Origin of the sequence: Streptomyces sulfonofaciens, assembly GCF_014656295.1 — a bacterium.
GTDB classification, from domain to species: Bacteria; Actinomycetota; Actinomycetes; order Streptomycetales; family Streptomycetaceae; genus Streptomyces; species Streptomyces sulfonofaciens.
Window position 1 is genome coordinate 132155 of the sequence record NZ_BNCD01000014.1, and the last position, 26605, is coordinate 158759.

The window sequence follows — 26605 nt, forward strand, 5'->3', positions numbered from 1 at the left end:
GGACTGTGAGGGCCCGGCCGTCCGGCCGGGCCCTCACCGTTGTGCCGGCGAGGCCCGCAGCGGTGTCGAAGGGCGGACCGCCTCGGACCGGCTCCTGACCGGCGCCACTGCCACGAGCTGCCGACGAATGTCCCGGCACCGTGTGCGTTCTGTCCCTGGCGTGTAACACGCGCTTACCTGCGCCGGTGTGCGCCGTCTTCCTGGGTAACCGCACCACCATCCCCCCAGTGAAAGAGAGACGCCATGTTCCCCAGGACCGCTCGCCGTGGACTTCCGGCTGTCGCGCTCGTCGCCGTCGGGCTCGCGCTGACGGCCTGCGGGCCCGACGGCTCCTCCTCGTCCTCGTCCTCATCGCCCGCCTCGTCGTCCGACGGTTCCTCCGGCGGCTCGTCGAGCGGTTCCTCCGGCGGCTCGTCCGCGGCGGCCGGGGGGAGCGACTCGGCGAACGGCAAGGCCGGCGGCTCGGCGGTCTCCGGGGCGTCCGGCGCCCAGAACACCTCCGCGGCGTCGAAGTCGGTCCCGGCCTGCGCGACGAGCAAGCTGAAGACCACGGCGGAGAACTTCTCGGCCGGCGCCGGGCACACCACCTTCCAGATCGTCTTCCAGAACATCGGCACCGCGTCCTGCACCCTGAGCGGCTATCCCGGTGTCTCCTTCGTCAAGGCCCACAACGTCCAGCTCGGCAAGGCGGCCAGCCGGACCTCCACCCCGTCCGGACCCGTCACCCTGATCCCGAACGCCCATGCCTACGCCGACGTGCGCACCGTCGACGGCCCGGGCGGGTACACGGACGAGGAGTGCGACCTGACCACCGTGCCCACCCTGCGTGTCTACCCCCCGAACCAGAAGGAGTCGGCGAACATCCCCTGGAACAAGCAGGAGTGTGTCGGCTCCGGCATCCAGAACCTGATGGTCGGGCCGGTGCACGGCAACAAGTAGCGGGCCGCAGGCAACGGGCCGCACCTACAGCGGCCGCACGCACGGCGGGCCCAGCGGCCGAGCGGGGCCGCTGGGCCGGGACGACGCCCCCGCCCCGGCGCGGCCCCGCCTGTGCGTGCCCCGGGCCGCCCCACCGCGTGCCCGCCGGCATCCGTGCGGGGCCCGGCCGCCCACCCGTTCGAAGGGTGTGCGGCTCTCGCCGAGGACGGAGCCTCTTCGCGGCACATGCCGCGAAGAGGCTCCCTGCGGTCTAGGCGGCGTGACGCGCGGCGCCGCTGCGGGCGAACGACTTCGCACGTGCCCGCCGGCCGGGGTCGAAGGCGTCGGTGGCGCCCGCGCCCTCGTCGCCCGGTCCGGTGTTCCAGCCGGTGATCTTCTGTGCGACGCCCTTCACCTTGGGGTGGCCGGGCTCGTAGGCGATCTCGAAGTGCGACTCCTTCGGCGTCTTGAAGTCGCCGCCCCATGCCACGACCCCGTCCAACTCGGCGAGGATGTCCCGGACGACGACCATCTCCGGCGCGTAGAAGCCGCCCTTGGCCCCCAGCGGGTAGGCCCGGGGTCTTATCTCGATGGCCGTGCCGGACAGGTAGTTCGACTCGAAGCGCTGGTGCACGCGGCGAGAGGTGCGGTGGCCCTGGACGTCGCCGGCGCGGAGCTGGTCGATCTCGTAGTTGAAGCGGCGCGCGATGTGCAGCAGGATCGTCGCGGCGTCCCCCGCGGCGAGGCGCACGCTCTGGTTGCTGCCTTCGACGGTGAAGCCCTTCGCCTCGCCCAGCACCTCCCAGCCGTTGGCGGTGCGGTCCCCGGCCCAGTTCGTGGTCCGGTCGGCCGCTGAGGCGGGGGCCGCGCCGAGGGACCCGATGGCCACGGCTCCGGCGACGGCGGCGGTGGCGGTCACGAAGTGCCGCCTGGTCAGCTCGTTCATGCTGTGCCCTTCCTGTTTCGTCGGTGTGCAACGGCCAGCCGGACGGCTGCGCCCAGGCAGGTGAGGGCCAGCAGGGGCAGGAGCACCAGGGCCGGATTGACCCATGCCGGGACCAGATCGTCGGTGGCGTTGCACTTGTCGTGCAGGGGGAACCATCGCGAGGCCTCCCGCCAGTGGGCGGAGCGGTAGGCGCTGTCATAGGAGAAGCCGGCCGCGGTGCAGGACTCCGCCGCATCCAGGGAGGTGCCGGCCAGGGCACCGATGAACCATGTGGCGACGGTGGCGACGACGCAGAGCAGGGCCGTTGAGACGAACCAGCCGGGGGTTCTCCAGCGGCCGGTGAACAACGGCCTGCCCCACAGCCACAGCACGGGCAGGGCGGGTACGGCGAGGAAGAGGGAGTTCGCGATGGTGTCCATGCTTGAGTTGTTCGCTCGGCCTTACCGGTTGGCTCGTGCGGCTGCCCGCTGCCGGGCGGCCTTGAGGTACGTGTTGAGGTTGTTCCTGTAGGTGGCGGCCAGGCTGTTCTCCAGGCCGAGAAGGGCGAGCATGCGGTCGCTGAAGCCCAGGCAGAACGAGTCGAGCTTGTCACTGCCGCCGGGGAGATTGATCATCAGGGACGGGAGCATGGCTCCGGACGCCGCGATGAGTTTCTTGCGGGCGAGGTCGACGGTGATGTCGTCCGCGGCCGTGAGGATGTTCCAGCAGGACTGCTTGCAGTTCTCCGCGGTCTGCCAGCGGCGGTCGAAGTTGTCGCGGAAGCGGTGCAGACCGCCGCCGCCGTCGTACTGCGACGTGACCCAGTCGACGATGGTCCGGCCGCCGGCGACGGCCTTCGCCATCAGGTATCCGTCGGCGTCCTCGACCATGTCGGTGAAGCCGAAGCTGGAGACGATGGCCGGTTTGGCGAGCTTGGCGTCGCAGAACGCGTGACCGGACGCGTACTGGTCCTCGGAGTTGCGCCAGTCGGCGTAGAAGGTCATGATGTCGCCGCCCCAGCCCGCGATGTCGCCGCCGGTGGCGGACTTCTTGTCACTGGGGTCGGAGCTGACCAGGAAACCGTTGGCGGTGGCCATGAGGTGCGGGAGATCGAGGTCGTAGCCGGAGATGGGGTCCTTGAACGAGCCCATCGGCGACATGCCGCGGCTGTTGCAGTAGTCGACGAAGCCCGAGTCGAAGCTTCCGGCCAGCCACCACCACTGCAGGCCCTGGTACTTGTCGTGGCGGATGTACTCCATGACGAGCTGGCTGGGGTTCTTGCCGCCGCCGTAGGCGACCGCCATGCCGTAGAGCTTCTGCACGTAGGCGATGAGGGCGTCGGCGGGGCCCGCGGTGTCGTTGACGGATCCGGACCCGGGGTCCCCGAACCTGTCGCTGCGCCAGACGTCCCGGTCGAGGTCGAAGGCGTCGGAGCCGTTGGTGACCCGGAACTCCTTGATCTGGTTCATGGCCCAGTTGTCGGGCAGCGGGAAGCCGAGGTTCCCGGAGAAACCGTAGGACATGCCGGAGACGAAGGAGTAGCGCGCCAGCGTCCTGCGGGTGACGTTGATGCAGACGTTGCGGGAGCCGTAGACGCCGTGGAAGTACTTCTTGCCCTGGCTGGCCAGGCCCGCCACCACACCGTTGAAGTACGCGACGATGCCCTGCGGGGAGCCGTCGATCTCCTCCTGGGTGGCGTCGTAGTCGCACGCGAAGTAGATGGTGGTGCCCCGGTTGAAGCCGTAGTCGGAGGCCAGCTTGTGGGCGTTGAGGGCGTGCTGGTAGCCGTTGGAGTAGGTGAAGTCGGCCAGTTCGCGTGCGTTGTCCTGGTAGATCGGGAAGACCTTCAGGCCGGCGCCGAAGATGGTCTGGAGCTCGCCGGGCTTGATCTCCTTGTCGAGGGTGGAGCCCGGCGGGTCGTACAGGTAGCGGCCGACGATGCGGTAGCCGTTGTCGTGCAGCCACTTGGCGCGGGAGGCGGTGATCTCGTAACGGGTGTCGCTGCCGGTGGCCTCGCGGTCGGGATCGCCCATGGAGACCAGGAGCTGGGCCCAGGTCGGGTAGTCGCCCGCGCCGGAGGCGGGTAACTGCGAGAACTGCTGGAAGATCGTGACGTACTCGGTGGTCTTGTCGTCGTAGGTGTCCTTGAAGGTGGTGCGGACCTCCTCGTCGTTGCCGTCCGCGCGGTGGACGATGACCGGCTCGTTGAAGACGCAGGCGGCCGTGAAGAGCTGGACGAAGATGCCCGAGTTGCCCTCCCGGACGGGATGCGCCTTCAGACCGGCCTGGGTGCCGGTGCCGAAGTTGCCGGTGGGTTCGAGACCCAGCTCGTACTGGAGGGCGATCATGAGGGACTTCTGCACGTCGCGCGAGTAGATGCCGTCGCAGGGACCGATGCTGTAGGCGGGCCGCTGCCAGTAGCGGCCGTTCAGCCACTGCTGGATGCTGCGGATCTTGTCGGTGCCGCCGGCCACGACCACGTACGCGTCCATGTTGAGGATGCACTTGGCGATCTGGGCGTTGATGGTGCCCTCGCCCTCCGGGATGCCCATGTTGGAGCGCAGGCTCTTGACGGCCTCGCGGGTGACACCGGTGAACCACCCGTAGCTGTCGGGCTCGACGGCCCAGTAGCCCTTGCAGAACAGGCCGTGTTCGAGGATGGCGACGATGTTGCGGTTGGCGTCCCACTCGAAGCCGATCTCGCCGAGCGCGGCGAACTTGGCCAGGGTGGTCGGACCGAAGGAGGCGACGACCGGATCGATGCCCAGCTCGTGCTGGAGTCCCATCACGAGGGAGTACATGGTGGACCAGCCGGTGCGGCCGTCCTCGGGACAGCGGACGTAGCCGTTCACGTTGCCGTAGGTGGCGTTGACCCATTGCTGGGCTTCCAGAACTTTGGCATCTGCCATGGACGGAGCCTTTCTCCTCACGGGAAAACGGCATCAACCACCGCCCGCCGTACGGGAGTACGGCGGTTCGGCACGGTGACATGACGCCTCGTCACCGATCCTATGCATGTTTCTCTTCTGCCGGTCTTTTCAGGTGAAGGACGGACTTGCTCCGTTTCCGCGGGCGCGCTCGCCCGTCGGGGACCGGGCCCCGGCCGCCGGCGCCACCGTGCCGCGCCCCCTGGCCGGTCCATGTCCCACACGTTCTCGTACGCAACTCAGGTCCATGTACTTGTTGCTCATGACTGATATCGCTACGTTCTTTCTCGGTTGCGGAACATGTTCAGTCATGTGAACACTCCGGCACACGTGAGGAAGGCACTTCTCGAATGAAGAAGCCCTTGAGCCGCCGTACGTTCCACCGATTGGCCACCACGCCGCTGCTCGCCGCGCCGGCCGTGTCACTGTCGGCCCCCTCCGCCCAGGCGTCGGTGGCCCGCGCCCCGGTGCCGCCGACGCGTTCCGCCCACGTGCGCGCGATGCGCCGCGCCGCGATCCACATGGACCGGGTGGTCTCCTACCGGGGTGCCTACGTGTGGAACTACCTGCCGGACCTCTCGGTGACCTGGGGGGAGATGGAGGCCCGGCGGACCATGTGCTGGGTGCAGCCGCCCGGCACCCCCTCCATGGGCCACAGCATGCTCGACGCCTACCACGCCACGGGTGAGGAGGTCTTCCTGCGGGCGGCAGAACGCACCGGTCTCGCGCTCGTGGAGGCGCAACTCCCGGTCGGCGGGTGGAACTACATCCATGACTTCGCGGGGGAGGACTCCCTGCGCGACTGGTACGCCACCATCGGCGCCAACGGGTGGCGCCTCGAGGAGTTCCAGCACTACTACGGCAACGCGACCTTCGACGACGCGGGCACCTCGACCGCCGCGCAACTGATCCTGCGGCTCTACCTGGAGCGCCGCGACCCGCGCTTCGAGCGGTCGCTGCACAAGGCGATCGACTTCGTCCTCGCGGCGCAGTTCGCCGGCGGGGCGGCGGACGGGGGCTGGCCGCAGCGCTTTCCCGCGTACGCTGGTTCCGTGAGCCGGATGCCGTGGCCGCGGGCGCGCCCGCCGTGGCTGCCCAAGGACGCGCAGCACGGCATGGAGGACGGCGACTACACCCACCACGTGACGTTCAACGACGACGTGCTGGGCGAGAACATCAAGTTCCTCATCATGTGCGTCTCCGCACTGGGGCGGCGTGACCTCGTGGCCCCGGTGCGGCGCGCGATGGAGTGCCTGCGCCGTATGCAGCAGCCGGCACCGCAGGCCGGCTGGGGCCTGCAACACCTCTCCCGTGCGCAGGGCGGCAGGCCGGCCGGGGCGCCGGCGGGGGCCAGGTCGTACGAGCCGCGGGCGCTCGCCACGCACACCACGCAGACCAACGTCCAGCAGTTGTTCCACTACTTCCGGCTGACGGGAGACCGCGCCTTCCTCGAGCGGGTCCCCGAGGCACTCGACTGGCTGGAGACCTGCCGGCTGACGGACGAGCAGATCGCCGAGAACCCGCTGCTCGCCGGCCACACCCACCCCACCTTCGTGGAGCTGGGCACCAACCGTGCGAAGTTCACCCACCGCTTCGGCTCCAACATCCGCAACGGCTCCTACTACTACGACCACGACCACCACGACACGCTCAGCCACTACTCGTCGGGTCGCTCCGTGGACGTCGACGGCATGCGCGCCACCCATGCGGAGCTGGCCGCGATGAGCGACGCGGAGGTCGCGGCGCTGCGCGCCCGCTCCCCGCTCACGCCGGGCGTGAGCGCCCCGCTGCCGCGGTACTACTCGGTGCGGGACATCCAACTCTCCGACCTCCTGCGCGACAGTCCCTTCGACCTGCCGCCGGTGAGCGACGCCCAGGCCGCGGACCTGGTGGCGCAGCTCGGCACCCGCGACTACTGGCTCACCCCGCTCGAAGCCGTCACCAACCCCTACCGCGGCCCCGGCTCGACCGAGCCGTACGACGGCAGGGCGTACATGAGCAGGAACGTCGGCGATCTGCGCGACACCTCTCCCTACGATCCGCAGAAGCCGCCGGAGGAGCCTCCGTACGAGCCGCGTGACAGGCCGCTCGGGATCAGCACGTCCGCGTACGCGTCGAACATGGCCAAACTGATCGCCTATGTGGACGGGCACTAGGGTCCGCGTGCGGCGGTGACCCCCGCTCCTGCGCGCTCCCGTGTCCCCGGACCCGGTGCGGACGGGGGAGTGGGGGGATCGACGAGCGGCCACCGGACCGGGCCTGAGCCCCTGGCACCGCCTGGCGCCAGGGGCTCAGGCAGGCGCGTGCCCCGCGGCGGTTGCCACGACCGTGGCGACCGCGCGGCACGTCCGGGCCCTGGACGTATCAGCCGAGGACGAACGGCAATCTCGCGGCCAGTTCGCCGAGTTCGGCCCTCTCCGCGTCGGTCGGCGCCCGGCGCCCGGTGCCGACCAGAAGCGCGTCCTTGTCGGTGAACGACGCGGGGAACGCGGCGTCGGCGATGTCCTCCAGCATCGCGCGGGACCGCGCCAGGCACTCGGCGGGCGGTTGGGCCGCGTCCGGGAGGTGCGCGATCAGATCGAGGTGGTGCAGGGTCCACTCCAGGACGTACACGGTGAGGTAGTCGCCCACGGTGAGGACCTCGTCGCGGGTGCTCACCCGGCCGCCGGGGTCGGCGAGCCCGGCGGCGCGTCCGGCGGCGGAGCCGAGGTCGTCGAAATGGAATGTGAGCAGGCGCGGTTCCTGGTACGCGGCGGCCAGCCGGACGATCAGCGCGTCGAGCGGGTCCTCGCCGGTCGGCGGGTGGTCCTCGACACTCCAGTAGGTCACCGCGTCGACGGTCGGTTCCGTGTCCGCGGGGGTGACGAGGGTGATCAGGACGTCCTGCGCGTCGATGATCAGGTGGCACACGAGGTCGCGCACGAGCCAGCCCGCGCAGCCGGACGGCTGCGCGAAGTCGCGGTCCGGCAGTTCGGCGACCGCCGTGCGCAGCGCTGTCCAGGAGCATGAGAAGAGGTCCACGTCGGCAAGGTAGTGCGCTGCGGGAACGGCGGACAAGCGCATTCGCGGGGGCGGGTCGTGCACCTGGCGGACCGGGCGTCCGGCGGCCCCGGACGGGACCGCAGCACCGGCTCCGCCGCCGGGGCGTGGCTCAGTCGGCCGGCAGGTGGTAGCGCAGTTTCTCCCTCGCCCGGGCCCCCAGCCGGTCGTAGAACCTGATGGCGTCCGTGTTCCTGGCCGGCGTGCGCCACTGGACCTGCCCGAGGCGAAGCTCCCGGGCGGTGTCCACCACGGCCTCCATCAGCAGGGGGCCGACTCCGAGGCCACGATGGCCGTCGCGCAGGAAGAGGCGGTCCATGTGGAGGTACTCCGACCCGTCCCATGTGGACACCTCCGGCGCGCACGAGGCGTACCCGATGATCTCACCGCCGTCCGCCTCGGCGACGAAGCACCGCAGCCGCACCGGCCCGGCACCGAACAGCAGCGCCTCCAGCCGGCGGGCCAGGTCCTCCGGCGGTGGCGCCGCCCTCTCGTAGGCCGCGTGCTCGGCGGCCAGCCGGGCGACCTGTGCCAGGTCCTCGGCGCGTGCGCGGCGCACCCGGGCCACTTCGGCACAGGTCACCGGACCTCGCCCTCCAGCACGTCCCCGCGCCAGGTCGCGAGCCGCTCGTCGAGTGCGCCGCCGCCGTCCAGGACACGGCGGGTGAACGCGTCCCGTTCGTGTCCCAGCACCGCCGCCTCCCACACGCACGGGGCGAGGCCCGTCCGTCCCGGCCTGAGCCGGTCGGCATCGCCTGCCGGACCGGTGAAGATGGCGAGGTCGGACATGTACCCCTCGATCCAGGTGTGGACCAGGACGTAGTCACCGTCCCCGCCGGCGTGCACGAGCAGCACGGCGAGCCCGAGGGAACCCCGCAGGTGGGCCGACGCCAGGTGATCAGCGGCGATCCGCAGCGCGGTCCGCAGGTCCTCGTCCGCCACGGTCCGCCCCGGTGCCTCGATCGCGTACGGCTTCACCACGTGCCCGGCAACCGTGCAACTCCCCAGCGGGCGGACCGTGCGGGCGTGGTAACCCTCGGCGAGCGCCGACAGGGCACCCGAACCGGCGGCGGTCGACGACTGGTTGGGCGGTTCCCCGAGAACGGTCACGGGACCATCATGCACGCCCGCGCTACGCCGAAACGGTGTTGCGGTCCGCCGGCCGCGCTCCCCGGCGCCCATGGTCCCGAGGGCGCTCCGGGCGCCCCCGTCCGCCCGCACCGCCCCCTCCGTTCCCCGTCCGCCGTTCCCCCGTCCGCGCCGTCCGCGCTGTCCGAGTGGCCGTACGGCATGTGGACCCGGGATGCGGGCGGCTTGCCCCGGCCCGGGCGGGAGCCCCCGTGGTAGCTTCCGTATACAAGGTGTATGCGATCTCAGGGGGTAGCAGTGGCGTCCGGTCGGGAGAAGGCCTACGGGTACCTCAAGGACACGGTGCTGACCGACCCCGGGATGCAGGGGGCCTTCCTGTCGGAGCAGGAGATCGCCGACCGGATGGGGGTGTCGCGCACCCCCGTCCGCGAGGCGCTGCTGCTGCTCGCGGCCGAGGGACTGGTGGAACTGGTGCCCAAGAGGGGAGCGCGGGTGTCGCCCCTGACCGGCCGTGAGATCGCCGAGCTGATGGAGCTGCGCGGGATCGTCGAGCGCTACGCCGCCCGGCAACTGGTGGCCACGGGCCGGGCCCCGGTGGACCACATGGCCGAGCTGCTGGCCCGCCAGCGCGGCCTGACCGGCCCGGACCAGGCACGGGAGTTCATCGCGGTGGACCACCAGTTCCACTCGACACTGGTGTCGACGGTGGGCAACACCCTGCTGGACCGGCACTACGAGGGCCTGCGCAGCCGCCAGGTCAGAGCCGGTGTGGTGGCGCTGTACAACCGGCGGGGGCGCCAGGAGTCGGTGCTGGAGGAGCACGAGGCGATCCTGGACGCCCTCGCCGCGGGAGACGCCGGGGCCGCGTGCGCGGCGATCGACGAGCACCTTGACTCGACGCTCAAGGTACTGCTCGCGGGCTAGCTAGGACGGGCCGCCCCCGGCGGGCGGGGGCGGCCCGACCGCCGGAGCGCTGGGATAGGTGAGCACCAGCATCGTCACCCCGTCCTCGGAGGTCCACGGCCCGTGCGGCATGCCGGGCGGGCGGCAGGCGTACATGCCGGCGGTGAAGGCCGTGCCCAGGGACAGGTCGTGCAGCCCGCCCTCCAGGAGGTAGACCTCCTCCCAGAAGCCGTGGCGCGAGACCCCCTGCGCCGAGGTGTCCGTGCCGGGGGCCCAGCGGACGAGCACCGTACGGCTGCCGTTCGCCGGGTCCTCGGCCAGCACCTGCTCCGACACTCCGGGGACGGCACCGGCGGGCGCGGTCCACGGGCCGTCGGGCAGCCGGAACTCCCGCTCGGGCTTGCTCATCGCCACATCTGCGGCCGCCGGTTGGCCAGCACGGACGTCTTCTCGCGGACCGCCGCCACCTCGTCCACGTCCAGCTCCGCAACGAGCAGTCCCGGCCCGGCACCCAACCGGTGCCGCACGCCCCCGTCGGGGCCGACGATCCGGCTGTGCCCGATGCCGGTCGGTGCGGGGCCGGCCGGGGCCTCGGGCTCTGCCTGGTCCACGGCGGCGACCCAGAGGGTGGCGTCGAGGGCCCGTGCGCGGACCAGCAGCTCCCACTGGTCCAGCTTGCCGGGGCCGGCGCCCCAGGAGGCCGGGAGCAGCGTCCCGACGGCGCCGGCGTCGGCGTGCGCGCGGAACAGCTCGGGAAAGCGCACGTCGTAGCAGGTGGCGAGGCCCAGCCGTACGCCCTCGACGTCGATGGTGACGACGCGGGCGCCGGGAGCGACGGTGCGGGACTCCCGGAAGCCGAACGCGTCGTACAGGTGGATCTTGTCGTAGGAGGTCTCGACGCCCGGTCCCGTGGCGAGCAGGGTGTTGGCCACGCGTCCGTCCGGGGCCGGGGTGAACATGCCCGCCACGACGACGGTGCCGTTCGCCCGGGCGACGGCGCGCACCCGCTCGGCCCAGGGCCCGTCGAGGGGTTCGGCGAGTGGTGCGAGCGGGGTGCCGAAGCACGCCATCGCCGCCTCGGGGAAGACGACGACGCGGGCCTGCGCGGCGGCGGCGCGTGCCGTCCACTCCTCGATCAGCCGCAGGTTCTCCTCGGGGTCGGGACCGGTGGTGAGCTGGCACAGGGCGATGCGCACGGCGTTCTTGCTCCTTTACTGGTTCAGATGGCGTCTGCCGCTGGTTCAGAGGGCGTCTGCGGGCCTGTGGGTGGTCGTCGCGGCGAGCCGCGCGTCCTCGTCGACGGCCCTGTCGGGATTGCGGCCCAGATACACCCCGGCGACGGTCACGGCCGCGGTCGCGGCGATGTACACGGCCAGCGGCACCCAACTGTCGTACTCGCTGAGCAGGGCGGTGAACAGCAGCGGGGCGACGGCACCGCCGATGACACCCGCCAGGGTGTACGCGAGCGAGGACCCGGTGTAGCGCAGCCGGGGCGAGAACTGCTCCGCGATGAAGGCCGCCTGCGGCCCGTAGAGGAAGGAGTGGATGGCCAGCCCCACGATCACGCCCGCCGCGAGCGGCACCCATCCGCCGCCCGCCATGGGGAAGAACACGAACGGCCACACTCCGGCGGCGACGGCGGAGCAGCCGTAGAGCAGGCGCCGGTTGACCCGGTCGGAGACGGCGCCGGCCAGTGGGATCAGGAAGATCTGGAGCGAGGACCCGACGAGGACGGCGGCCAGGGCGGGGCCGCGCGACATGCCCAGTTCCTCGGTGGCGTACGTCAGCACGAACACGGTGAACATCGCGTACAGCACGTCGGGGGCGACGCGGCTGAGCACGGCGGCGGTCAGGGCGCGGGGCTGGGTGGTGAAGACCTCGCGGACGGGCGCTTCGGGACGCGAGTGCTCGGCCTCCATCGCGCGGAAGACGGGTGTCTCCTCCAGCTTGGCGCGGATCCACAGACCGAAGCCGACCAGGACCCCGGAGAGCAGGAAGGCCACGCGCCAGCCCCAGGACTCGAACTGGGACTCGGAGAGCAGCGCCCCGAGAGCGGCCAGCACGCCGTTGGCGAGGAGATTGCCGGCGGGCGGGCCCACCTGGGCGGCGGAGGCGTAGAAGCCGCGCCGGTGCGGATCGCCGAACTCGCTGGACAGCAGCACGGCCCCGCCCCACTCGCCGCCCACGCCGACGCCCTGCGCGAACCGCAGCAGCACCAGGGCGATCGGCGCGGCGACACCGGCGGTCGAGTACGCGGGCAGCACGCCGATCAGGAACGTGGCCGCGCCGATGAGGACCAGGGTGGCCATCAGCACCTTCTTGCGGCCGATCACGTCGCCGAGACGGCCGAAGACGATCCCGCCGAGGGGACGCGAGACGTACCCGACGGCGTAGGTGGAGAACGCCAGGAGGGTACCGGTGAGCGGATCGTCCGACGGGAAGAACTGGTCGCCGAAGACCAGGGCCGCCGCGGCGGAGTAGACGGCGAAGTCGTACCACTCCAGGGCGGTGCCGGTCAGGCTCGCGGCGAAGGCCCGGCGGACACCGGAGCGCTGCCCGGGCGCCGTCGGACCGTCCTGCGGAGTGTCGTGCATGGTTCCCATCCTTGCGTCGAGGAGACGTCGAGCTTCTGGCCCTCACCGCATACTTCTTGTATACAGGTCGTATGCGCAACCCCCGCGCGCGAAGTCGACCGCGTGGGAACCGGTTGCCGCGGAACCGAAACAGACCTCTGGAGTGCCCGCATGGCCCAGTTGACCTTCGAACTGCCCGATGGAACGACGCGCGAGGTCGACGTCACCCAGGTCCTGAACGCCGGGTACGCCGGGCGCAACCAGGAGGACGTCGCCGCGCACGTCGCGGAGCTCGCCGAGCTCGGGGTGCCGGCACCGTCCGTGACGCCGGCCCTCTACCCCGTGGCGCCCTACCTCGCCCAGCAGACGGGGCACGTCGCGGCCCAGCACGGGCGCACCTCCGGCGAGGCGGAGTGGGCCCTGATCGTGGCGGACGGCGGGGAACTGCTGCTCACCGCGGCCTGCGACCACACCGACCGGGACCTGGAGGTGCACGGCGTGGCGTGGAGCAAGAACGCCGGGCCGGACGTCCTCGGACGCCGTGCCTGGCGCCTCGCCGACGTCGAGGACCGGCTGGACGACCTGACCCTGCGCGCATGGGTCACGCGCGACGGCGAGGTGAGCGAGATCCAGCACGGCACGCTCGCCGAGTTGCTCGCCCCCGCGTACTGGGTGGAGGCGCTGCGCGCCCGCGACGCACTGACGCCCGGCACCGTCCTCCTCTCCGGGACGATCCCGATGCTGCCGGGTGTCGACCAGTTCGCCGACGCCTGGCGCGTGGCGCTCGGCGACCCGGTGACCGGTGACACCATCACCCTGTCCTACGATGTGCGGCCGATGCCGGCGCCGATCGGCTGAGCCGGCCGGTCCCGGGTGCCGCCGGGCGTGCGCCCGTGTCCGCGCCGGCCGGGTACCGGCACGGGCAGTGCCCGACGGGCGCCCAGGGCCCTGTCGTTCGGATCATGCCGCGAGCGGGGTCCGGCCTGATCCGGACGGAGGGCCTAGAAGACCTTGACGCCGTAGGCGCTCAGCGGTTCGACCACGGGCTGGAAGAACGTGGTGCCGCCCACGGTGCAGTCACCGCTGCCGCCCGAGGTGAGGCCGAGCGCGGACTGGGAGGAGTACAGCGGGCCGCCGCTGTCGCCGGGTTCCGCGCAGACGGTGGTCTGGATGAGGCCCGACACGATGTCGCCGCCGCCGTAGTTCACCGTGGCGTTGAGTGCGGTCACCCTGCCGCAGTGCACCCCCGTGGTGCTGCCCGAGCGGCACACGCTCTCACCGACGGACGGCGTCCGGGCGTCGACGATGTCGATCAGGGTCCCGCCGGGCCCGCGCACACCGCCCTCCGCCCGGCTCGGATCGGTGTATCTGATGAGGGCGTAGTCGTTGCCGGGGAAGCTGCCGGCCACCACGGGCCCGATGGACCAGGCGCCGCCGAACGCGGACACGCAGTGGCCGGCGGTCAGGGCGTACTTGACGCCGCTGCCGTCCTGGACGTTGAAGCCCACCGTGCAGCGCACTCCGCCCGGGCCGCTGATGGCGTCCCCGCCGGCCACCCGCTCGGCGAAGTGGCCCGGAGCGCGGCGGACCTCCAGTCTGCCGCCCCCGGCCCGTGCCGCCGCCTCGATCCGGGCGACCTCCGCCGTGCCGACCGTGCCGTCCGCGGTCACCACGAGGGTGCCCGTCGACGGGTCGGTGTACCAGGCCGTTCCCGGGACGTCGGCCCCCCGGACGGCGGCGTCGGCCGCCGCGGCCCGTGCGTGGCGGGCCGCGGCCCCGCCCGCGTCCCCCGCCGCGGCGTGCGGAGCGGCGGTGACGGCGGCGGCCAGCAGGCCCCAGACGGCGGCGATCGTGCGTACGGCCCTCGCGCGAGTGCTGCTCACTGCGTCCTCCGTTGATCGGATCGAGACGGTGGCGAGGGTGTACTGAATGTCATGATCACATCAGGTCCCTCACTGTATGGTCCACCGCGGGACGCCGGCCGGACAAGGTGCCGCACTCCGCCAGGATGTGGCGCGAACCGGTCGTGGCAGAGCCCCCGTCGCTGGGACGGGGGCTCTGTGGCGCGCCGGTGCGTTCGTGAGGAGGGATTAGCTGGCGTTGAAGACCGGGTAGTAGCCGCCGGAGTGGCCGGCGGCGGTGGGGTGGTAGGACTCCCAGCTCGGCGAGACGACGAGGGAGTGCAGCCAGTCGTCGCCGGAGCACAGCTCATGTCCGTTGAAGGCCCTGCTCACATCGCCGAAGACGAAGCCGTGGGCGATGGCGCGGGCCTTGATGACGTTGTTGAGCGTGTCCGCCGCCTCGTCGATCTTGCGGTGCTTGGTGTCCGAGAGGCCGACGCAGAAGACGCCGAGGGTGTATATCCGCGGGTAACCGAGGACGACCACCTTGGCGTTGGGCGCCTTGGCGTGGATCGCGTTGTAGGTGGCGTCCAGACGGGCGGGCAGGGTGTTCTGGGCGTAGCTCTCTGCTTGGCTGACCCGGTTGACGCAGGTGGAGTCGGAGCCGGTCACGCAGGTGGTCATCACGTCGGCGAAGCCCGCGTCGTTGCCGCCGATGGTGAGGGAGACCAGCCCGGTGGACGCGTTGAGCGGGCCGAGCTGGCTGTTCGTCACGTCCGTGGTGACCGCGCCCGAGCAGGCGGTGTCGGCGAACGAGGAGGGGGCGTGCGCGTTCTTCCACAGATAGGGGTACGAGCTCAGGCTGCGGTGGCAGTCGCCGCTCGAACTGTCGTAGTTGCCCGCACCGTTGCCGGACGAGTACGAGTCCCCCAGTGCCACATAAGCGGGTCCGGCAGCTTGTGCCGGACCCGTCAGTACGAGGCTGATGCCCATCGCCAGAGCAAGGGTGGCGAGGACGGACAGCACCGATCTGAGTCTCACGGAGCCTCCTTGGGCGCAGGAAAGATAGCTACCCATTGGTAGCAAGTGATCGCGCTCAATGGAAGTGTTCATGTCAATTTTCTCTGCCGTCGCAGGAGTGGCCGCGCGACCGGAGGGGAGCCGTGCGGTGCGTCGACCTCGACGCGCGCCGGATGGGCGGGTCGGGTCCCGGTAGGACTTCCCCGTCGCGGTGCGGCCGGTGGGGGCGTGGACCCCGGCGGATGCGGTACGGCAGGCTGTGCCCGTGTGTGGGGCGCTCGCTCTTTTCTAACCGGTCAAGTAGGAGAAGAAGGTACAATCAGCGACATGGTGACGAGGCCGCTGACCGGAGAGCCCCTGGCCCTCGATCTGCTCAACACCCGGTGGGTCGATCGAGGCCGGCGCCTTGACGCGCTCGACGAACCGGGCGGGGTCGGCGCATGGCTGGCCGAGCACGGGTTCACGACCCCGGCCGCCGAGGCGGAAGAGCCGCTCCGCCGTGTCCGCGACGCACTGCTCGCGGTCCTCCAGACACCCGGCGGGGAGTCGGAGCGCGCGCTCAACGACATCCTGAGCCGGGGCAGCGTGCGCTACACGCTGCAGGACGCGACCCCGGGCGAGGAGGTCCAGGCGGCCCCCGGGTGGCTGCCCGCCTGGCGCGCGGCCGTCAGCTATCTGAAGCTGGCCGGCGACCACCCCGAGCGGATCCGCCGCTGCGGGAACCCCGACTGCACGCTCTACTTCTACGACACCTCGCGCAACGGCGCCCGGCGCTGGTGCGCGATGAACCTCTGCGGCAACCGCCTGAAGGCCTCGCGCCACTACGAGCGCGCCCGCACCAGGAGCTGAGGCGGCGCACGTCCGCGCCGCCGCGCCGCCCGGGCCGGGGTGCTAGGGTCCAAGACGATCGGCCGTATTGATGGGGAGGGCGTCCGGCATGGGACGGCACAGTCTGCGTGAGCAACTGATCGAGGCGGCCGTCGCGCAGTTCCACACGCACGGCTTCAACGGCGCGGGGGTCAAGGACATCACCGATGCCGCCGGTGCGCCCAAGGGGTCCTTCTACAACCACTTCCCGTCCAAGGAGGCCCTCGCGGTCGTCGCGCTGGAGCGCTACGGTGCCGGCCGCCGCATCGGTGAGCTCACCGCAGGCCCGGGCGACCCCCTCGGGCGCCTGCGCGAGCACTTCGAGTTCCTCCGTGACGAGCAGATCGAGTTCGGCTACTCCCGCGGCTGCCTGATCGGCACGTTCGCGACGGACATCGGCGACCACAGCGAGGCGATCCGCACCGCCGTGCGGGAGAGCCTGGGGCGCTGGAGCGCGGCCCTCGCCGCCGTGCTCGGGCAGGCGCAGGAGGCGGGTCAGGTGAACCGCGGGCTCGATCCCGAGGTCATGGCCCGGTTCGTGCTGAACGCCTGGGAGGGCACCCTGATCTCGTCGCGCACCGACCGCTCGGCCGCCGCCTTCGAACCGTTCTTCGACATGGTCTTCGGCAGGCTGCTGACCTGAGCGGCCTCGTGCCGCGTCCGTCGCGCACCGCGTCCCGTGCGGCCCGCCGGGAACGCGGCGGCGGTCGAGAGGCGGCGTTCGGCCGGTTCAGCGGCCCCGCCTCCCCTCGGGCCGGGCCCCTGCCGCCGGTTGGCCGCCGGTCGTCGTGCCGCGCAGTGCGGCGTTCTCCTCGCGGAGCCGGTGGATCTCGGCGCGCAGCGGCGCGAGGGCCGGCTCCAGTTCGGCCCGTGACCAGCGCGGCGTGATGTGCTGGGGGCAGTTCCAGTCGTAGCTGTGCATCTCGACGAGCACCACGCGCTCCGTCCGCGCGTCGTACCCGCGCGGCGCCAGCCGCTCGGCGAGCTGCGCCCCCTCCCGGCCGGCGCGGGCGTCCAGTACCCGGGCCGTGCCCAGGACCTTCATGCGCCGCCGGGTCGCGTAGTCCATCAGGAACAGCGAGACGCGGGGCGAGGCGCCGAGGTGCCCGACGGACACGTACTGCCGGTTGCCCCGGAAGTCCGCCCAGCCCAGCACGCTGCCCGGCCCCTGGTCGTCGAGCACGTGCAGGAACCCGGGCGGACCGCCGCGGTGCTGGACGTACGGCCAGCCGCTCTCGCCGACCGTGCCCAGATAGAAGCCGTCGCGTGCGCGGATGAACTCGATCTCCTGCGGGCCGAGCGTGCTCGGTGCCTCGTAGCCGGCGATCAGCCGCTCCATGCCGTCGCGGCTGCCGTAGTGCTCCTGCGCCGCCCGCACCGACGGGGCCATCAGCTCGGACAGATAGCGGTAGGGCATGGCACAACCTCCGGGGGCGTCGGCACCGGCGATGATTTAACCGTCTAGATGCATCTTAACGGTTAGAAAATAGGGTCCCTCGGCACCGCTCGTCAAACGGCTTCGGTCGCCGCCCGCCCACCGAGCCCGCGGACCGGTGGCTGCCGGTGCCGACCGAAGCCGACCGGGCCGCGCTCCGGCGTCAGGCCGCCGTGTCGAGGACCACGCGGAACCGGGCCTGACCCGACATCATGTGTGCGTATGCCTTCGGGGCCTCGGACAGGGCCATGACCTCCGTCAGGGGGCGGACGCCCCGGGCGGCGGCGAACCGCAGGTTGTCCTCGTTGTCGATCGAACTGCCGGTCAGGCTGCCGCTGATGGACCGGGTCCCGAAGATGAGGTCGGAGGTCAGCACCGAGAGGGGGTCCGGTGCCGCGCCCACCACCATCAGCCTCCCGCGCGGCTTGAGTCCGGGGACGAGCGGTGACATGGAGGCCCCGCTCGCCGCCGTGGCGACGACGCCGACCGCGCCGCCGAGTGCCCGCAGCGCCTCGCCGGGGTCCTCGGCCGTGCTGTCGATGTAGTGGTCGGCGCCGAGCTTTCCGGCCAGTTCGGCCTTTTCGCCGCCGCGCGCGATCGCCGCGACCCGGAAGCCGAGCTGTACGGCGTACTGCACGGCCAAGTGGCCCAGGCCGCCGATGCCCTGCACGGCGACCAGGCTGCCCGGCGCACCGTCGATGCCCCGCAGTGCCGTGAAGGTGGTCAGCCCGGCGCAGAGCAGGGGTGCCGCCTCCGTGGCCGGCAGACCCTCCGGGATCCGCACCAGACCGCTTCCGCGGGCGAGGACGTACTCGGCGTACCCGCCGTCCAGGCCGCCGCCCATCCAGGGCTGGTCCTCGCAGTTGACGAAGTCGCCGCGGCGGCAGTACTCGCACTCGCCGCAGTGTCCGCCGAGGAAGCCGACGCCGACCCGGTCGCCCACCCGCCAGGAGCCGACCCCGGGCCCCACGGCGTCGACGACACCCACGATCTCGTGGCCGGGCACGGCCGGGGTCGAGGGATCCGGGCGCATGCCCTCGACGGCCAGCACGTCGCTGTGGCAGACACCGCACGCCAGCACCTTCAGCCGTACGTGCCCGGGGCCCGGCTCGCCGAGCTCCCTTTCGACCCAGGAGAAGTTGCGCGTCCCGGTTACTTCGATGGCGCGGTACGTCGGCATGGTCATCCTCTGCTTCGTGGTGCGGCTCGGTCATCGCCGCCGGCTGCCGGTCCACGGCCCGGACCGGCACGGACCGCCCGCGGGACCAGGTCCGATTCCCCCGGGCGGGGAAGTTGCCCCGCAAATATGACCGGTCGTCTTAGATGGTGTCAAGAAAGCGTGGGCCCGCCGCCCCTCGGCGAAGCGGCGAGGGGCGGCGGGCCGGTGGGCGCGCGGGTGGAAGGTGTGCGGTCGGGCGCGGCCGGTGCCGTGTCGGTCCGGTGTCAGTCCGCGAGGAGTTCGGCGAACCGCTGGGCGCTGATGTTGCCGCCGGAGACGATGACCCCGACCCGGGGCGGGACCGGGCTGATCCGGCCGGTCACGAGCGCGGCCAGGGCGGCCGCGCCGCTGGGCTCGACGACGATCTTCAACCGCTCGAAGACCAGTCGCATCGCCGCACGGATCTCGTCGTCGCCGACCGTCGCGATCTCGTCCACCAGCCGCTGGTTGATCGAGAAGGTGAGCTCGCCGGGGATGTTCGCGGCCAGGCCGTCCGCGATGGTGCGGGGCACCGGGACCGCGACCCGGCTGCCGGCCGCCAGAGACCGCTGCGTGTCGTTGCCCGCCTCGGGCTCGACCCCGATCAGGCGCGCCCCGGGCACCAGGCCCTTCACGGCCGTGGCGGAGCCGGCCATCAGTCCACCGCCCCCGACGGGGGCCACGAGCGCGTCGAGGGCGCCGACCTCGTCGATCAGTTCGAGGGCCGCGGTGCCCTGACCGGCGATCACGTCGGGATGCTCGTAGGGCGGGATGAGCGCGAGGCCCCGTTCGGCGGCCAGTGCCTCGCCGATCGCCACCCGGTCCCCGGTGTAGCGGTCGTACGTGACGATCTCCGCCCCGTACCCCGCGGTGGCGTCCTTCTTGGAGCGCGGGGTGTCCTCCGGCATGAGGATCACGGCGCTCGTGCCCAGCTCCCGGGCGGCCAGCGCGATCGCCTGGGCGTGGTTGCCCGAGGAGTAGGCGGCGATGCCGGCGGCCCTCGCCTGTGGCGACAGGCGTGCCGCCGCGTTGTAGGCGCCACGGAACTTGAACGCCCCGATGCGCTGGAAGTTCTCGCACTTGAGGAAGACCTCCGCACCGACCAGTGCGTCCAGCGTCCGTGAGCGGAGCACGGGGGTGCGGTGCGCCACGCCCTCGATGCGGGCGGCCGCCTCGCGGATGTCTTCCAGGGTGACCTGCGCGGTGTCCGTCATGACTCCGGTTCCGATGTCGGGCTGCGGGATCGAAAATCTAGCACCCGGCACCCGGCGGCCCCTTCTGCGCCCCCGCGGTTCCGCGCCCGCCCGCGCGTCCGGCCCGGATGCTGCGGCTTCTCCACCGCCACGCCCCAGCAGCACCGCCGGGTGCACCTTGACCCGAGGGACGGCCACCTCGCCGCCGAACAGCTCCGGGTCGTACGGGCCACCCGCCGACCCGCGGCCGGGACGTCGGCCGGCCGCCTGCTCCCGTACCGCTCCCGTCAGGTGGCGCCTGGCCCTGCGGCGGCTCTCACGGCTCCCGGCGACCACCGCCGACGGCGGGTCGTCGAAGGACCTCGTGCCTCAGCTCCTACAGCTCCCGCCGTCACCCCGGCCGACGAGGGCCTCGTCCGCGCCATCCGGGTCCTGCAACCTTTCGCCCCCAGCCGCAAGCGCTGGGCGAAAGCCGCATCCGCCGCGTCGATCCTCCCGCGCCCGCGCGGCGTACGGCGTACGGCGTACGCCGTACGGCCAGGGTCATACCACTCGTAACCAGGCGGTCCATGCCATGGGACCCCGCCGTGTGGGAGCGGCCGACCAACTGGTCGGGGCGGGCTGACGTGGTTCCGGGTCCACCGGTCGGGCTGTTGCCTGGTCGGCGCTCGGCGCCGCCGACCTCATGTCCGCGCTCCCCGCCTGGCCGAAGCCGTGCGAGAGCAGGGCCGTTCATGCCGGACCGTCCAGGACCTTCCACACCCGGGTGGCGACGTGCAGGTTCAGCCTGCTGTCGACGTCGCCGAGGTCGCTGCCGCTGATCTCGCGGATGCGCTGGAGCCGGTACCGCAGTGTGCTGCGGTGGATGGCGAGGGCGGCCGCCGTGGCGTCGTAGCCGCCCCCGCACTCGAAGTACTGGAAGAGGGTCTGCACCAGCTCCGAGTGGTGCGCCCCGTCGTAGTCCAGCAGCGGGCCCAGCCACTCCCTGACGAACCGGTCGACCTCGTGGTCGCCGGCGCCCGGTCCGAGGATGCGGTAGAGGCCCAGCTCGTCGAAGGCCGTCGTCCCGTCGGGCGACCGGGAGGACCGCCGGACCTCCAGGGCCCGCAGTGCCTCCTGGAAGGACCGCGGGATCTCGGCAGGCGTGTCGCAGCGGCCGCCCACGCCGACGGCCCCGGCCGTCGAGCCCAGCTCGCGGGCCACCGCCTCGTGGAGGGCCCGCCCGGGCGGGCCACCGCGCAGCACCAGGACGGCCGTGTCCGCCCGCCCGGCCAGCAGTGGCCGCATCCGCAGGCCCGCCGCGGCCCTGCCGACCGCCTGGAGGAACCCCTCGTCCGCGCCCCGGCCCGACCATCGCACGGCCGCCAGGTGGTGCGGGCCGTGCAGGTCGTGGCCGATCGCCGCGGCGCGGGCGTAGGCACTGTCGGCGTCGGTGCCGTCGATCAGGTCGTCCACCAGGTTCCGGCGCAGGCGCAGCTCCACCTCGGCCAGGTCGCGCTGGTGCGCCAGCTCCAGGGCGAGGGCCGCGCACGCCCGGTCGAGCGTGAACTCCTCGCGGGCCCCGGCCCGCGCCCCTGCGTCCGTCAGCGCCACCGCACCGAGCACCTCACCCCGGTGCCTGGCCAGCGCGACGAGCCGCCCACCGTCCCGCACCGGCCGCAGCTCGCGCGCCACCGCCTGAAGGAACTCCTCGTGCTGCGCGGGCTCGGGCTTGGGGTACGGCTCGGGCCGGCCGGGGCCCGCCCAGGCCCGCAGATTGCCGAACCGGTCCTCGACGGCGACGGCGCGGCCGGTGAGCCGGTGCACGGCCTCGGCGATGCCCGCGACCGCCGCACCGTTCGCGGTGGCCGCGCCCAGCGCCTCGTGGACTGCGCGCTCGTGCTCCAGGTCCGCGACCGACGCGGCCAGCCGGGCGTTGGCCGCCGCACGGCGCTCGCCGAGACGGGCCAGCTCCACGGCGTGACCGTGTGCCCGGCGCCTGGCGGCCACGTTCGCCAGGGCCGCGGCGGTCTGCTGCGCGAGGATGCGCAGGACGTAGCGGTCGTCGTCGCCCGGCGGCACCGGCGCGCTGCACACCAGGTAGCCGACCGTGCCGTCGCCGGTGCCCAGTACGAAGGCCCAGCCCCAGTCGCTGCCCGGCACCGAGATCGGCCCCTCCCGGCCGCGCAGCCGCCTGACCTGCCCGTCGAGGCCGGGAGCGGTAGGCCGCGGGGTCCCTGGCGTGCGGACCGGGAGCCGGCCGTCCATCAGGAAAGCGGCCTCCGCCCTGCACGGGCCGAGGGCGGCCACCGAGGCCAGGGCGCGCTCCAGAACAGCGTTCTCGTCCGGCTCGTCGTTCATGATCGTCGAGAGCACGAACAGGCTGTGGAGGTTGGCGAGGTGTCCGCGGTCCCCGGCGTGCGCCTGGGGCCCGCCGGCCGTGCCCGAGGTCGCGGTCATGGTGCGCTCCGTGCCGTCGTCGCTCTTCGCGGCCCTCGCGGGGCAGTCCCCCTGGGGCCATCATCCACACTAGCCCTGTGTATGGGTATAGCACCGTTCTCCTGTTTTCTTCCCTGGTGCCGGCAGGTCGAGAACGCGCCTGGATTTGGTCCCCGCAGGCGCAGGATGGGCGGCGCCCCCCGTCGCGATGCTGAACCTGTCCCTGCGTCCGGCGGGCGGGCGCCGGTGCCGGTGCGGCCGTGTTCGGTGCCGGCCGGTCCTGGCCGGTTCCGTCCGGCCCTGGCCGGTCCGTCCGGTCCTGCCGGGGCCCCGCGGCCGTGGGTCCGGGGAGGCGGGGCGAGTCGTCGCGGAATGCGGTGCGGCAGACGGAGGAGGACACCGATGACCATGCAGGACGACCCGCACCTCTCGATGGTGCGCCCCGTGACCCCAGGCACCCCGCAGGGCTGCGAGGAGTGCCTGGCCGAGGGCTCGGGGTGGGTGCATCTGAGGATGTGCCTCACCTGCGGACACGTGGGATGCTGCGACTCCTCGGTGGGCAGGCACGCCCGGGTGCACGCCGCACGGACCGACCACCCCATCGTCCGGTCCTACGAACCCGGTGAGGACTGGCGGTGGTGCTTCGTCGACGAGGCCATGGTGTGACGGGCGCCGGTGGCGGCACCCGGCCCGTCGGGGGCCCCCTCGCGGAGACGCCCGACCGGCGCGGTGCCTACCCGCGACTGACCCCCGAACAACTCGACGTCCTGGCCGGGTACGGCGAGCGCAGGCAGGTGGGGCAGGGCGCGGTGCTGTTCCGCGAGGGAGCGCCCTGCGAGGAGCTCTACGCCGTCCTCGGCGGGCTCGTCGAGGTGGTGCACGACTTCGACGGCCCGCAGGAGCGCACCGTGGCGGTGCACGGGCCGGGCCGGTTCCTCGGCGAGCTGGGCCTGCTCGAAGGCCGGGCGGCGTTCGACACCGCGGTCGTGCGCGAGCCCGGCGAGGTCCTCGCCGTCCCGGTCGCGCGCCAGCGGTCCCTGGTCGCCCGGGACCCGGTCATCGGCGATCTGGTGCTCCGCGCCCATCTGGCCCGGCGGTCGCTGCTCATCGGACTCGGCGCGGGCTTCAGGATCTTCGGATCGAGCTACTCGCCCGAAACCGGGCGGCTGCGCGAGTTCGCCGTGCGCAACCGGCTGCCGCACCGGTGGATCGACCTGGAGGAGGACCAGGAGTTCGAGGCGCTGCTGCGCAGGTTCTCCATCGGGCCGGACGAGACCCCCCTCGTCATCTGGAAGGGCCGTGACGTGCTGCGCAACCCCAGCCCCGCGGACCTCGCCCGACTCATCGGCCTGCCCGCGCCCGCACCCGGCGCCGCCCGCCGCGACCTGCTGGTGGTCGGCGCGGGGCCGGCCGGCCTCGCGAGCGCCGTGTACGGCGCCTCCGACGGCCTCGACACGCTGATCGTGGACGCCGTCTCCACCGGGGGCCAGGCCGCCGCCTCCTCGCGCATCGAGGACTACCTGGGCTTCCCCTCCGGGATCCCCGGCGGCGAACTCGTGGAGCGGGCCGCGAGCCAGGCCCGCGTGTCGGGTGCACGGATCACCGTGCCGCTGGAGGCCGAGGCCCTCGAACGCCGCGAGCAGCACTACGCCGTCCGCTTCACCGACGGCAGCACGATCGAGGCGCTAAGCGTCGTCCTGGCCCCGGGGGTGCGCTACCGCAGGCTCGACGCACCCGGTATCGAACACTTCGAGGGCAGCAGTGTGTTCTACACCGCCACACTGCACGAGGCGCGCCGCTGCCATCTGGACCCGGTGGCCGTGGTCGGCGGCGGGGACGCGGCCGGGCAGGCCGCGCTGCTGCTCGCCGAGTACGCGCCCGAGGTGTGCCTGATCGTGCGCGGTGGCAGCCTGGGCAAGGGCATGTCGCGGTACCTGGTGGACCGGGTCGAGCGCCATCCGAAGATCCTGGTGCTGCTCCACCACGAGGTGCACGAGGCCCTCGGCGACGACGTCCTGCGGTCGGTGGCCGTCAGGGACGGCACCGCCGACCGGGTCCGCGAGGTGCCGGCCGGGGCGCTGTTCGTCCTCGTCGGGTCCCACCCGCACACCGACTGGCTCGCGGGTGCGCTCCCGCTGGACCAGCGGGGCTTCGTGCTCACGGGCACCGACGCGCAGGCCGGGGCCGACCCGGACACCTGGGCGGCGCTGGGACGCGCGCCGATGCTGCTGGAGACCGCGCTGCCGGGCGTCTTCGCCGCGGGCGACGCCAGGAGCGGATCGGTCAAACGGGTGGCCTCGGCCGCCGGCGAGGGAGCCATGGCCGTCCGGCTCCTGCACGAGCACCGGGCGCGGCTGGGCACCCTCGTCAGCTCTCCCGGCGCGGGCGGGGGCGCGGACCCCGGCTACGGCGACCCGCCGCGGGGCACCGGCCCACGGGAGGCGGCCGTGCGCGGCGCGGGCGCGGGGTGAGGGCGGGCAAACGCGGCACCGTGTCACCGTGCGGCCGGTGGCCCTGCGGCCGGTGGCCCTGCGGGATGGGGGCTTCCGTGCGGTCAGTGCCTCGGTGCGGCCGGTGAAGCAGGGCGCCGAGTGACCGCGTGCGTCCAGTGGCCCTGTCCGGGACCGCCCGTCTCCCCGGGGGCGGGCGTGCCGGACGTGCACGCAGCCCGCGCCGTCGCACCCGCGGCCCGGGCATGCCGAAGGTGACAGCGGCCCGCGCGAGGACAGGGCAAGCTGCCGCTTTTGCTCCCGCCCGGCCGCCGGCATCTGCCACCACCGCGGTGCCGAGGGTGACGAACAGCGCCCTTGCGCGGGTTCCCGGCTCCCCCGGAGGGCGCCGCGGTCGATGAGGCACGCCGGACCGGGCGACACGCCGGACCCGGGCGGTATGCCGGAACCCGGCGGTATGCCGGAACCCGGCAGGAGGCCGGAACCGGCTGGGGCGCCGGGACCGGGCGGGGCCGCCGGAACCGGGAGGCACGCAGGAGCCCGCCGCCGCGGAGGCGAGGCAGCAGGCGTGGCCCACCCGCGCCAAGGGCCGCCGCCCGGGGTGACGTCCCCCTCGGCACCGCCGTGCTGACGGACTGACGTACCGGGCGCTTCCCGCACCGCGCCCGCATTCGTCTACAGTGCTGTAGACGAAAGCGGGTGTCCCCCGATCGGCCCCGGGGCGCGGGGGAGAGGGCTCCCGCCCGCGAGCTGCGTCCCCCGTGCCTCGTCTCCCTGTTCGCAACCGTACGAGAAGAGAACCGATGAGCGTGATCAGCATCGGCCAGGCCGTGACCCTCGGTGCCGTGGAAGGGGTGACCGAGTTCCTGCCGGTCTCGTCCACCGGCCATCTGAAGATCGCCGAGGGTCTGATGCACATACCGGTCGAGAACGACGCCGTGGTCGGCTTCTCCGCCGTGATCCAGGTCGGTGCGATCGCCGCCGTGCTGGTCTACTTCCGCGGCGACATCGTGCGGATCGCCGGTGCCTGGTTGCGCGGCCTGGTCCACGGGGAGGAGCGCCACCACCATGACTACCGGTTCGCCTGGTGGGTGATCTGCGCCACGATCCCCATCGTCGCCGTGGGCCTGGCGGCCAAACCGCTGATCGAGGGGCCCCTCGCGTCGCTGTGGGTGGTCGCGGGATCGCTGGTCGTCGGCAGTGGCGTGATGTGGGCCGCGGACCAGATGGGCCGGCACAGGCGAGGCGAGGACGACGTCACCTTCAAGGACGCGATGCTCGTGGGGTGCTCGCAGATCCTCGCGCTGCTCTTCCCGGGGTTCTCGCGCTCGGGGGCGACCATGTCGACGGCCCTGGTGCGTGACCTGGACCGGGTGGCGGCCACCCGGCTGTCGTTCTTCCTCGGCATACCCGCGCTCACCGGAGCGGGGCTCTACGAGCTCAAGGACGCGCTCGGCACCGGCGTGGGGGCCGCGCCGCTGGCGGCGGGCACCGTCGTGTCGTTCGTGGTCGCCTACGCGTCGATCGCCTGGCTGCTGCGGTTCGTGGCGAAACACTCCTTCAACGCCTTCGTGGTCTACCGCATCGTCGTCGGCGTGCTCCTCCTCGGGCTGCTGGGCACGGGCGTACTCGGCTGACCGGCGTACTCGGCGTACACGGCTGACCGGCGCGGTCGGCGGGCCCCTGTGCTCGGCGTGCGCCGCTCGGTCGGAGGGGTGCTCGGCCGAGGGGCCGAGGGGCCGAGGGGCGTGCGCCGGAGGCCGAGGCGGGCGCTGCGCGGTGTGCAGGCGCCCGTGTGCGACCGGTTCC

Annotated in this window: 24 protein-coding genes; 9 read left to right on the forward strand and 15 right to left on the reverse strand. The window is 72.6% G+C overall.

What is annotated here, in order from left to right:
- Positions 1-243: 243 nt before the first annotated feature.
- Positions 244-939, forward strand: coding sequence for a DUF4232 domain-containing protein (locus IE313_RS22485; RefSeq protein ID WP_189935059.1), 696 nt, complete (start codon positions 244-246; stop codon positions 937-939).
- Between the two features lie 250 nt (positions 940-1189).
- Here IE313_RS22485 and IE313_RS22490 read toward each other — a convergent pair whose 3' ends face one another.
- The 3 genes from IE313_RS22490 to IE313_RS22500 are packed head-to-tail and all read right to left on the reverse strand — an operon-like array spanning position 1190 to position 4752.
- The gene (locus tag IE313_RS22490) at positions 1190-1864 is read right to left on the reverse strand and encodes a hypothetical protein (RefSeq protein ID WP_189935061.1); all 675 of its coding nucleotides are present in this window, start codon (positions 1862-1864) and stop codon (positions 1190-1192) included.
- The gene (locus IE313_RS22495; protein ID WP_189935063.1) at positions 1861-2283 is read right to left on the reverse strand and encodes a hypothetical protein; all 423 of its coding nucleotides are present in this window, start codon (positions 2281-2283) and stop codon (positions 1861-1863) included. Before IE313_RS22495 ends, IE313_RS22490 begins: the two co-directional genes overlap by 4 nt.
- 21 nt (positions 2284-2304) lie before the next feature.
- Positions 2305-4752, reverse strand: a complete 2448-nt coding sequence (locus tag IE313_RS22500; protein ID WP_189935065.1) for a glycoside hydrolase domain-containing protein — start codon at positions 4750-4752, stop codon at positions 2305-2307.
- A 368-nt stretch (positions 4753-5120) separates the two neighbouring features.
- Here IE313_RS22500 and IE313_RS22505 point away from each other — a divergent pair, with 368 nt between their 5' ends.
- Entirely contained in the window at positions 5121-6926 is a 1806-nt protein-coding gene (locus tag IE313_RS22505; RefSeq protein ID WP_189935067.1) for a pectate lyase, read from the forward strand.
- A 208-nt stretch (positions 6927-7134) separates the two neighbouring features.
- On the opposite strand, the gene IE313_RS22510 is transcribed toward IE313_RS22505, so the two are convergent.
- The 3 genes from IE313_RS22510 to IE313_RS22520 form a co-directional block, all read right to left on the reverse strand.
- Entirely contained in the window at positions 7135-7791 is a 657-nt protein-coding gene (locus IE313_RS22510) for a maleylpyruvate isomerase N-terminal domain-containing protein (RefSeq protein WP_189935069.1), read from the reverse strand.
- Positions 7792-7921: 130 nt separating this feature from the next.
- Positions 7922-8392 carry a GNAT family N-acetyltransferase gene (locus IE313_RS22515; RefSeq protein ID WP_189935071.1) on the reverse strand — a complete coding sequence of 157 codons (471 nt, stop codon included), beginning with the start codon at positions 8390-8392 and terminating at the stop codon, positions 7922-7924.
- The gene (locus IE313_RS22520) at positions 8389-8919 is read right to left on the reverse strand and encodes a hypothetical protein (protein ID WP_189935073.1); all 531 of its coding nucleotides are present in this window, start codon (positions 8917-8919) and stop codon (positions 8389-8391) included. The genes IE313_RS22515 and IE313_RS22520 overlap by 4 nt, the downstream gene beginning before the upstream one ends.
- A 255-nt stretch (positions 8920-9174) precedes the next feature.
- Here IE313_RS22520 and IE313_RS22525 point away from each other — a divergent pair, with 255 nt between their 5' ends.
- Positions 9175-9822, forward strand: coding sequence for a GntR family transcriptional regulator (locus tag IE313_RS22525; RefSeq protein WP_373317039.1), 648 nt, complete (start codon positions 9175-9177; stop codon positions 9820-9822).
- On the opposite strand, the gene IE313_RS22530 is transcribed toward IE313_RS22525, so the two are convergent.
- The 3 genes from IE313_RS22530 to IE313_RS22540 are packed head-to-tail and all read right to left on the reverse strand — an operon-like array spanning position 9823 to position 12395.
- Complete coding sequence (locus IE313_RS22530) at positions 9823-10209, reverse strand: cupin domain-containing protein (protein WP_189935075.1); 387 nt, start codon at positions 10207-10209, stop codon at positions 9823-9825. It abuts the gene before it with no gap.
- Complete coding sequence (locus tag IE313_RS22535; RefSeq protein WP_189935077.1) at positions 10206-10997, reverse strand: carbon-nitrogen hydrolase family protein; 792 nt, start codon at positions 10995-10997, stop codon at positions 10206-10208. The genes IE313_RS22530 and IE313_RS22535 overlap by 4 nt, the downstream gene beginning before the upstream one ends.
- A 45-nt stretch (positions 10998-11042) precedes the next feature.
- Positions 11043-12395: an MFS transporter gene (locus tag IE313_RS22540; RefSeq protein WP_189935079.1), complete on the reverse strand. Its 1353-nt coding sequence runs from the start codon at positions 12393-12395 to the stop codon at positions 11043-11045.
- Positions 12396-12545: 150 nt separating this feature from the next.
- Between IE313_RS22540 and IE313_RS22545 the strand changes: the two genes are divergently transcribed.
- Positions 12546-13232 (forward strand): DUF2848 domain-containing protein, encoded by a 687-nt coding sequence (locus IE313_RS22545; protein ID WP_189935081.1) that lies wholly within the window; start codon positions 12546-12548, stop codon positions 13230-13232.
- A gap of 143 nt (positions 13233-13375) precedes the next feature.
- Here the strand turns inward: IE313_RS22545 and IE313_RS22550 are convergent, their stop codons facing one another.
- Together IE313_RS22550 and IE313_RS22555 are read right to left on the reverse strand one after the other, a co-directional pair.
- Positions 13376-14278 carry a S1 family peptidase gene (locus IE313_RS22550; RefSeq protein WP_373317040.1) on the reverse strand — a complete coding sequence of 301 codons (903 nt, stop codon included), beginning with the start codon at positions 14276-14278 and terminating at the stop codon, positions 13376-13378.
- 186 nt (positions 14279-14464) lie between these two features.
- Complete coding sequence (locus IE313_RS22555; protein WP_189935085.1) at positions 14465-15256, reverse strand: SGNH/GDSL hydrolase family protein; 792 nt, start codon at positions 15254-15256, stop codon at positions 14465-14467.
- A gap of 306 nt (positions 15257-15562) precedes the next feature.
- On the opposite strand from IE313_RS22555, the gene IE313_RS22560 reads away from it, so the two are divergent.
- Positions 15563-16084, forward strand: a complete 522-nt coding sequence (locus tag IE313_RS22560) for a CGNR zinc finger domain-containing protein (protein WP_189935087.1) — start codon at positions 15563-15565, stop codon at positions 16082-16084.
- Between the two features lie 88 nt (positions 16085-16172).
- Positions 16173-16745, forward strand: coding sequence for a TetR/AcrR family transcriptional regulator (locus tag IE313_RS22565; RefSeq protein ID WP_189935089.1), 573 nt, complete (start codon positions 16173-16175; stop codon positions 16743-16745).
- An 87-nt stretch (positions 16746-16832) separates the two neighbouring features.
- Here IE313_RS22565 and IE313_RS22570 read toward each other — a convergent pair whose 3' ends face one another.
- The 4 genes from IE313_RS22570 to IE313_RS22585 form a co-directional block, all read right to left on the reverse strand.
- Entirely contained in the window at positions 16833-17519 is a 687-nt protein-coding gene (locus IE313_RS22570; protein ID WP_189935091.1) for a pyridoxamine 5'-phosphate oxidase family protein, read from the reverse strand.
- Between the two features lie 181 nt (positions 17520-17700).
- Positions 17701-18723, reverse strand: a complete 1023-nt coding sequence (locus IE313_RS22575; protein WP_308439203.1) for an alcohol dehydrogenase catalytic domain-containing protein — start codon at positions 18721-18723, stop codon at positions 17701-17703.
- Positions 18724-18980: 257 nt separating this feature from the next.
- Complete coding sequence (locus IE313_RS22580) at positions 18981-19949, reverse strand: pyridoxal-phosphate dependent enzyme (protein WP_189935093.1); 969 nt, start codon at positions 19947-19949, stop codon at positions 18981-18983.
- Positions 19950-20660: 711 nt separating this feature from the next.
- Positions 20661-22367 (reverse strand): PucR family transcriptional regulator, encoded by a 1707-nt coding sequence (locus IE313_RS22585; RefSeq protein WP_189935095.1) that lies wholly within the window; start codon positions 22365-22367, stop codon positions 20661-20663.
- A gap of 381 nt (positions 22368-22748) precedes the next feature.
- Here IE313_RS22585 and IE313_RS22590 point away from each other — a divergent pair, with 381 nt between their 5' ends.
- From IE313_RS22590 to IE313_RS22600, 3 genes are all read left to right on the forward strand, one after another.
- Complete coding sequence (locus IE313_RS22590) at positions 22749-23012, forward strand: UBP-type zinc finger domain-containing protein (RefSeq protein ID WP_189935097.1); 264 nt, start codon at positions 22749-22751, stop codon at positions 23010-23012.
- Entirely contained in the window at positions 23009-24817 is a 1809-nt protein-coding gene (locus tag IE313_RS22595) for an FAD-dependent oxidoreductase (RefSeq protein ID WP_229924860.1), read from the forward strand. Before IE313_RS22590 ends, IE313_RS22595 begins: the two co-directional genes overlap by 4 nt.
- A 782-nt stretch (positions 24818-25599) precedes the next feature.
- Positions 25600-26433 carry an undecaprenyl-diphosphate phosphatase gene (locus IE313_RS22600; RefSeq protein ID WP_189935099.1) on the forward strand — a complete coding sequence of 278 codons (834 nt, stop codon included), beginning with the start codon at positions 25600-25602 and terminating at the stop codon, positions 26431-26433.
- Positions 26434-26605: the final 172 nt, after the last annotated feature.

Coding starts and splice junctions, on each gene's coding strand:
- IE313_RS22560 (WP_189935087.1), top strand. CDS start 15,563: ATGGTGACGAGGCCGCTGACCGGAGAGCCCCTGGCCCTCGATCTGCTC.
- IE313_RS22530 (WP_189935075.1), bottom strand. CDS start 10,209: ATGAGCAAGCCCGAGCGGGAGTTCCGGCTGCCCGACGGCCCGTGGACC.
- IE313_RS22575 (WP_308439203.1), bottom strand. CDS start 18,723: ATGACCATGCCGACGTACCGCGCCATCGAAGTAACCGGGACGCGCAAC.
- IE313_RS22485 (WP_189935059.1), top strand. CDS start 244: ATGTTCCCCAGGACCGCTCGCCGTGGACTTCCGGCTGTCGCGCTCGTC.
- IE313_RS22570 (WP_189935091.1), bottom strand. CDS start 17,519: ATGCCCTACCGCTATCTGTCCGAGCTGATGGCCCCGTCGGTGCGGGCG.
- IE313_RS22505 (WP_189935067.1), top strand. CDS start 5,121: ATGAAGAAGCCCTTGAGCCGCCGTACGTTCCACCGATTGGCCACCACG.
- IE313_RS22590 (WP_189935097.1), top strand. CDS start 22,749: ATGACCATGCAGGACGACCCGCACCTCTCGATGGTGCGCCCCGTGACC.
- IE313_RS22545 (WP_189935081.1), top strand. CDS start 12,546: ATGGCCCAGTTGACCTTCGAACTGCCCGATGGAACGACGCGCGAGGTC.
- IE313_RS22495 (WP_189935063.1), bottom strand. CDS start 2,283: ATGGACACCATCGCGAACTCCCTCTTCCTCGCCGTACCCGCCCTGCCC.
- IE313_RS22540 (WP_189935079.1), bottom strand. CDS start 12,395: ATGCACGACACTCCGCAGGACGGTCCGACGGCGCCCGGGCAGCGCTCC.
- IE313_RS22580 (WP_189935093.1), bottom strand. CDS start 19,949: ATGACGGACACCGCGCAGGTCACCCTGGAAGACATCCGCGAGGCGGCC.
- IE313_RS22525 (WP_373317039.1), top strand. CDS start 9,175: ATGCGATCTCAGGGGGTAGCAGTGGCGTCCGGTCGGGAGAAGGCCTAC.
- IE313_RS22600 (WP_189935099.1), top strand. CDS start 25,600: ATGAGCGTGATCAGCATCGGCCAGGCCGTGACCCTCGGTGCCGTGGAA.
- IE313_RS22500 (WP_189935065.1), bottom strand. CDS start 4,752: ATGGCAGATGCCAAAGTTCTGGAAGCCCAGCAATGGGTCAACGCCACC.
- IE313_RS22490 (WP_189935061.1), bottom strand. CDS start 1,864: ATGAACGAGCTGACCAGGCGGCACTTCGTGACCGCCACCGCCGCCGTC.
- IE313_RS22565 (WP_189935089.1), top strand. CDS start 16,173: ATGGGACGGCACAGTCTGCGTGAGCAACTGATCGAGGCGGCCGTCGCG.
- IE313_RS22585 (WP_189935095.1), bottom strand. CDS start 22,367: ATGACCGCGACCTCGGGCACGGCCGGCGGGCCCCAGGCGCACGCCGGG.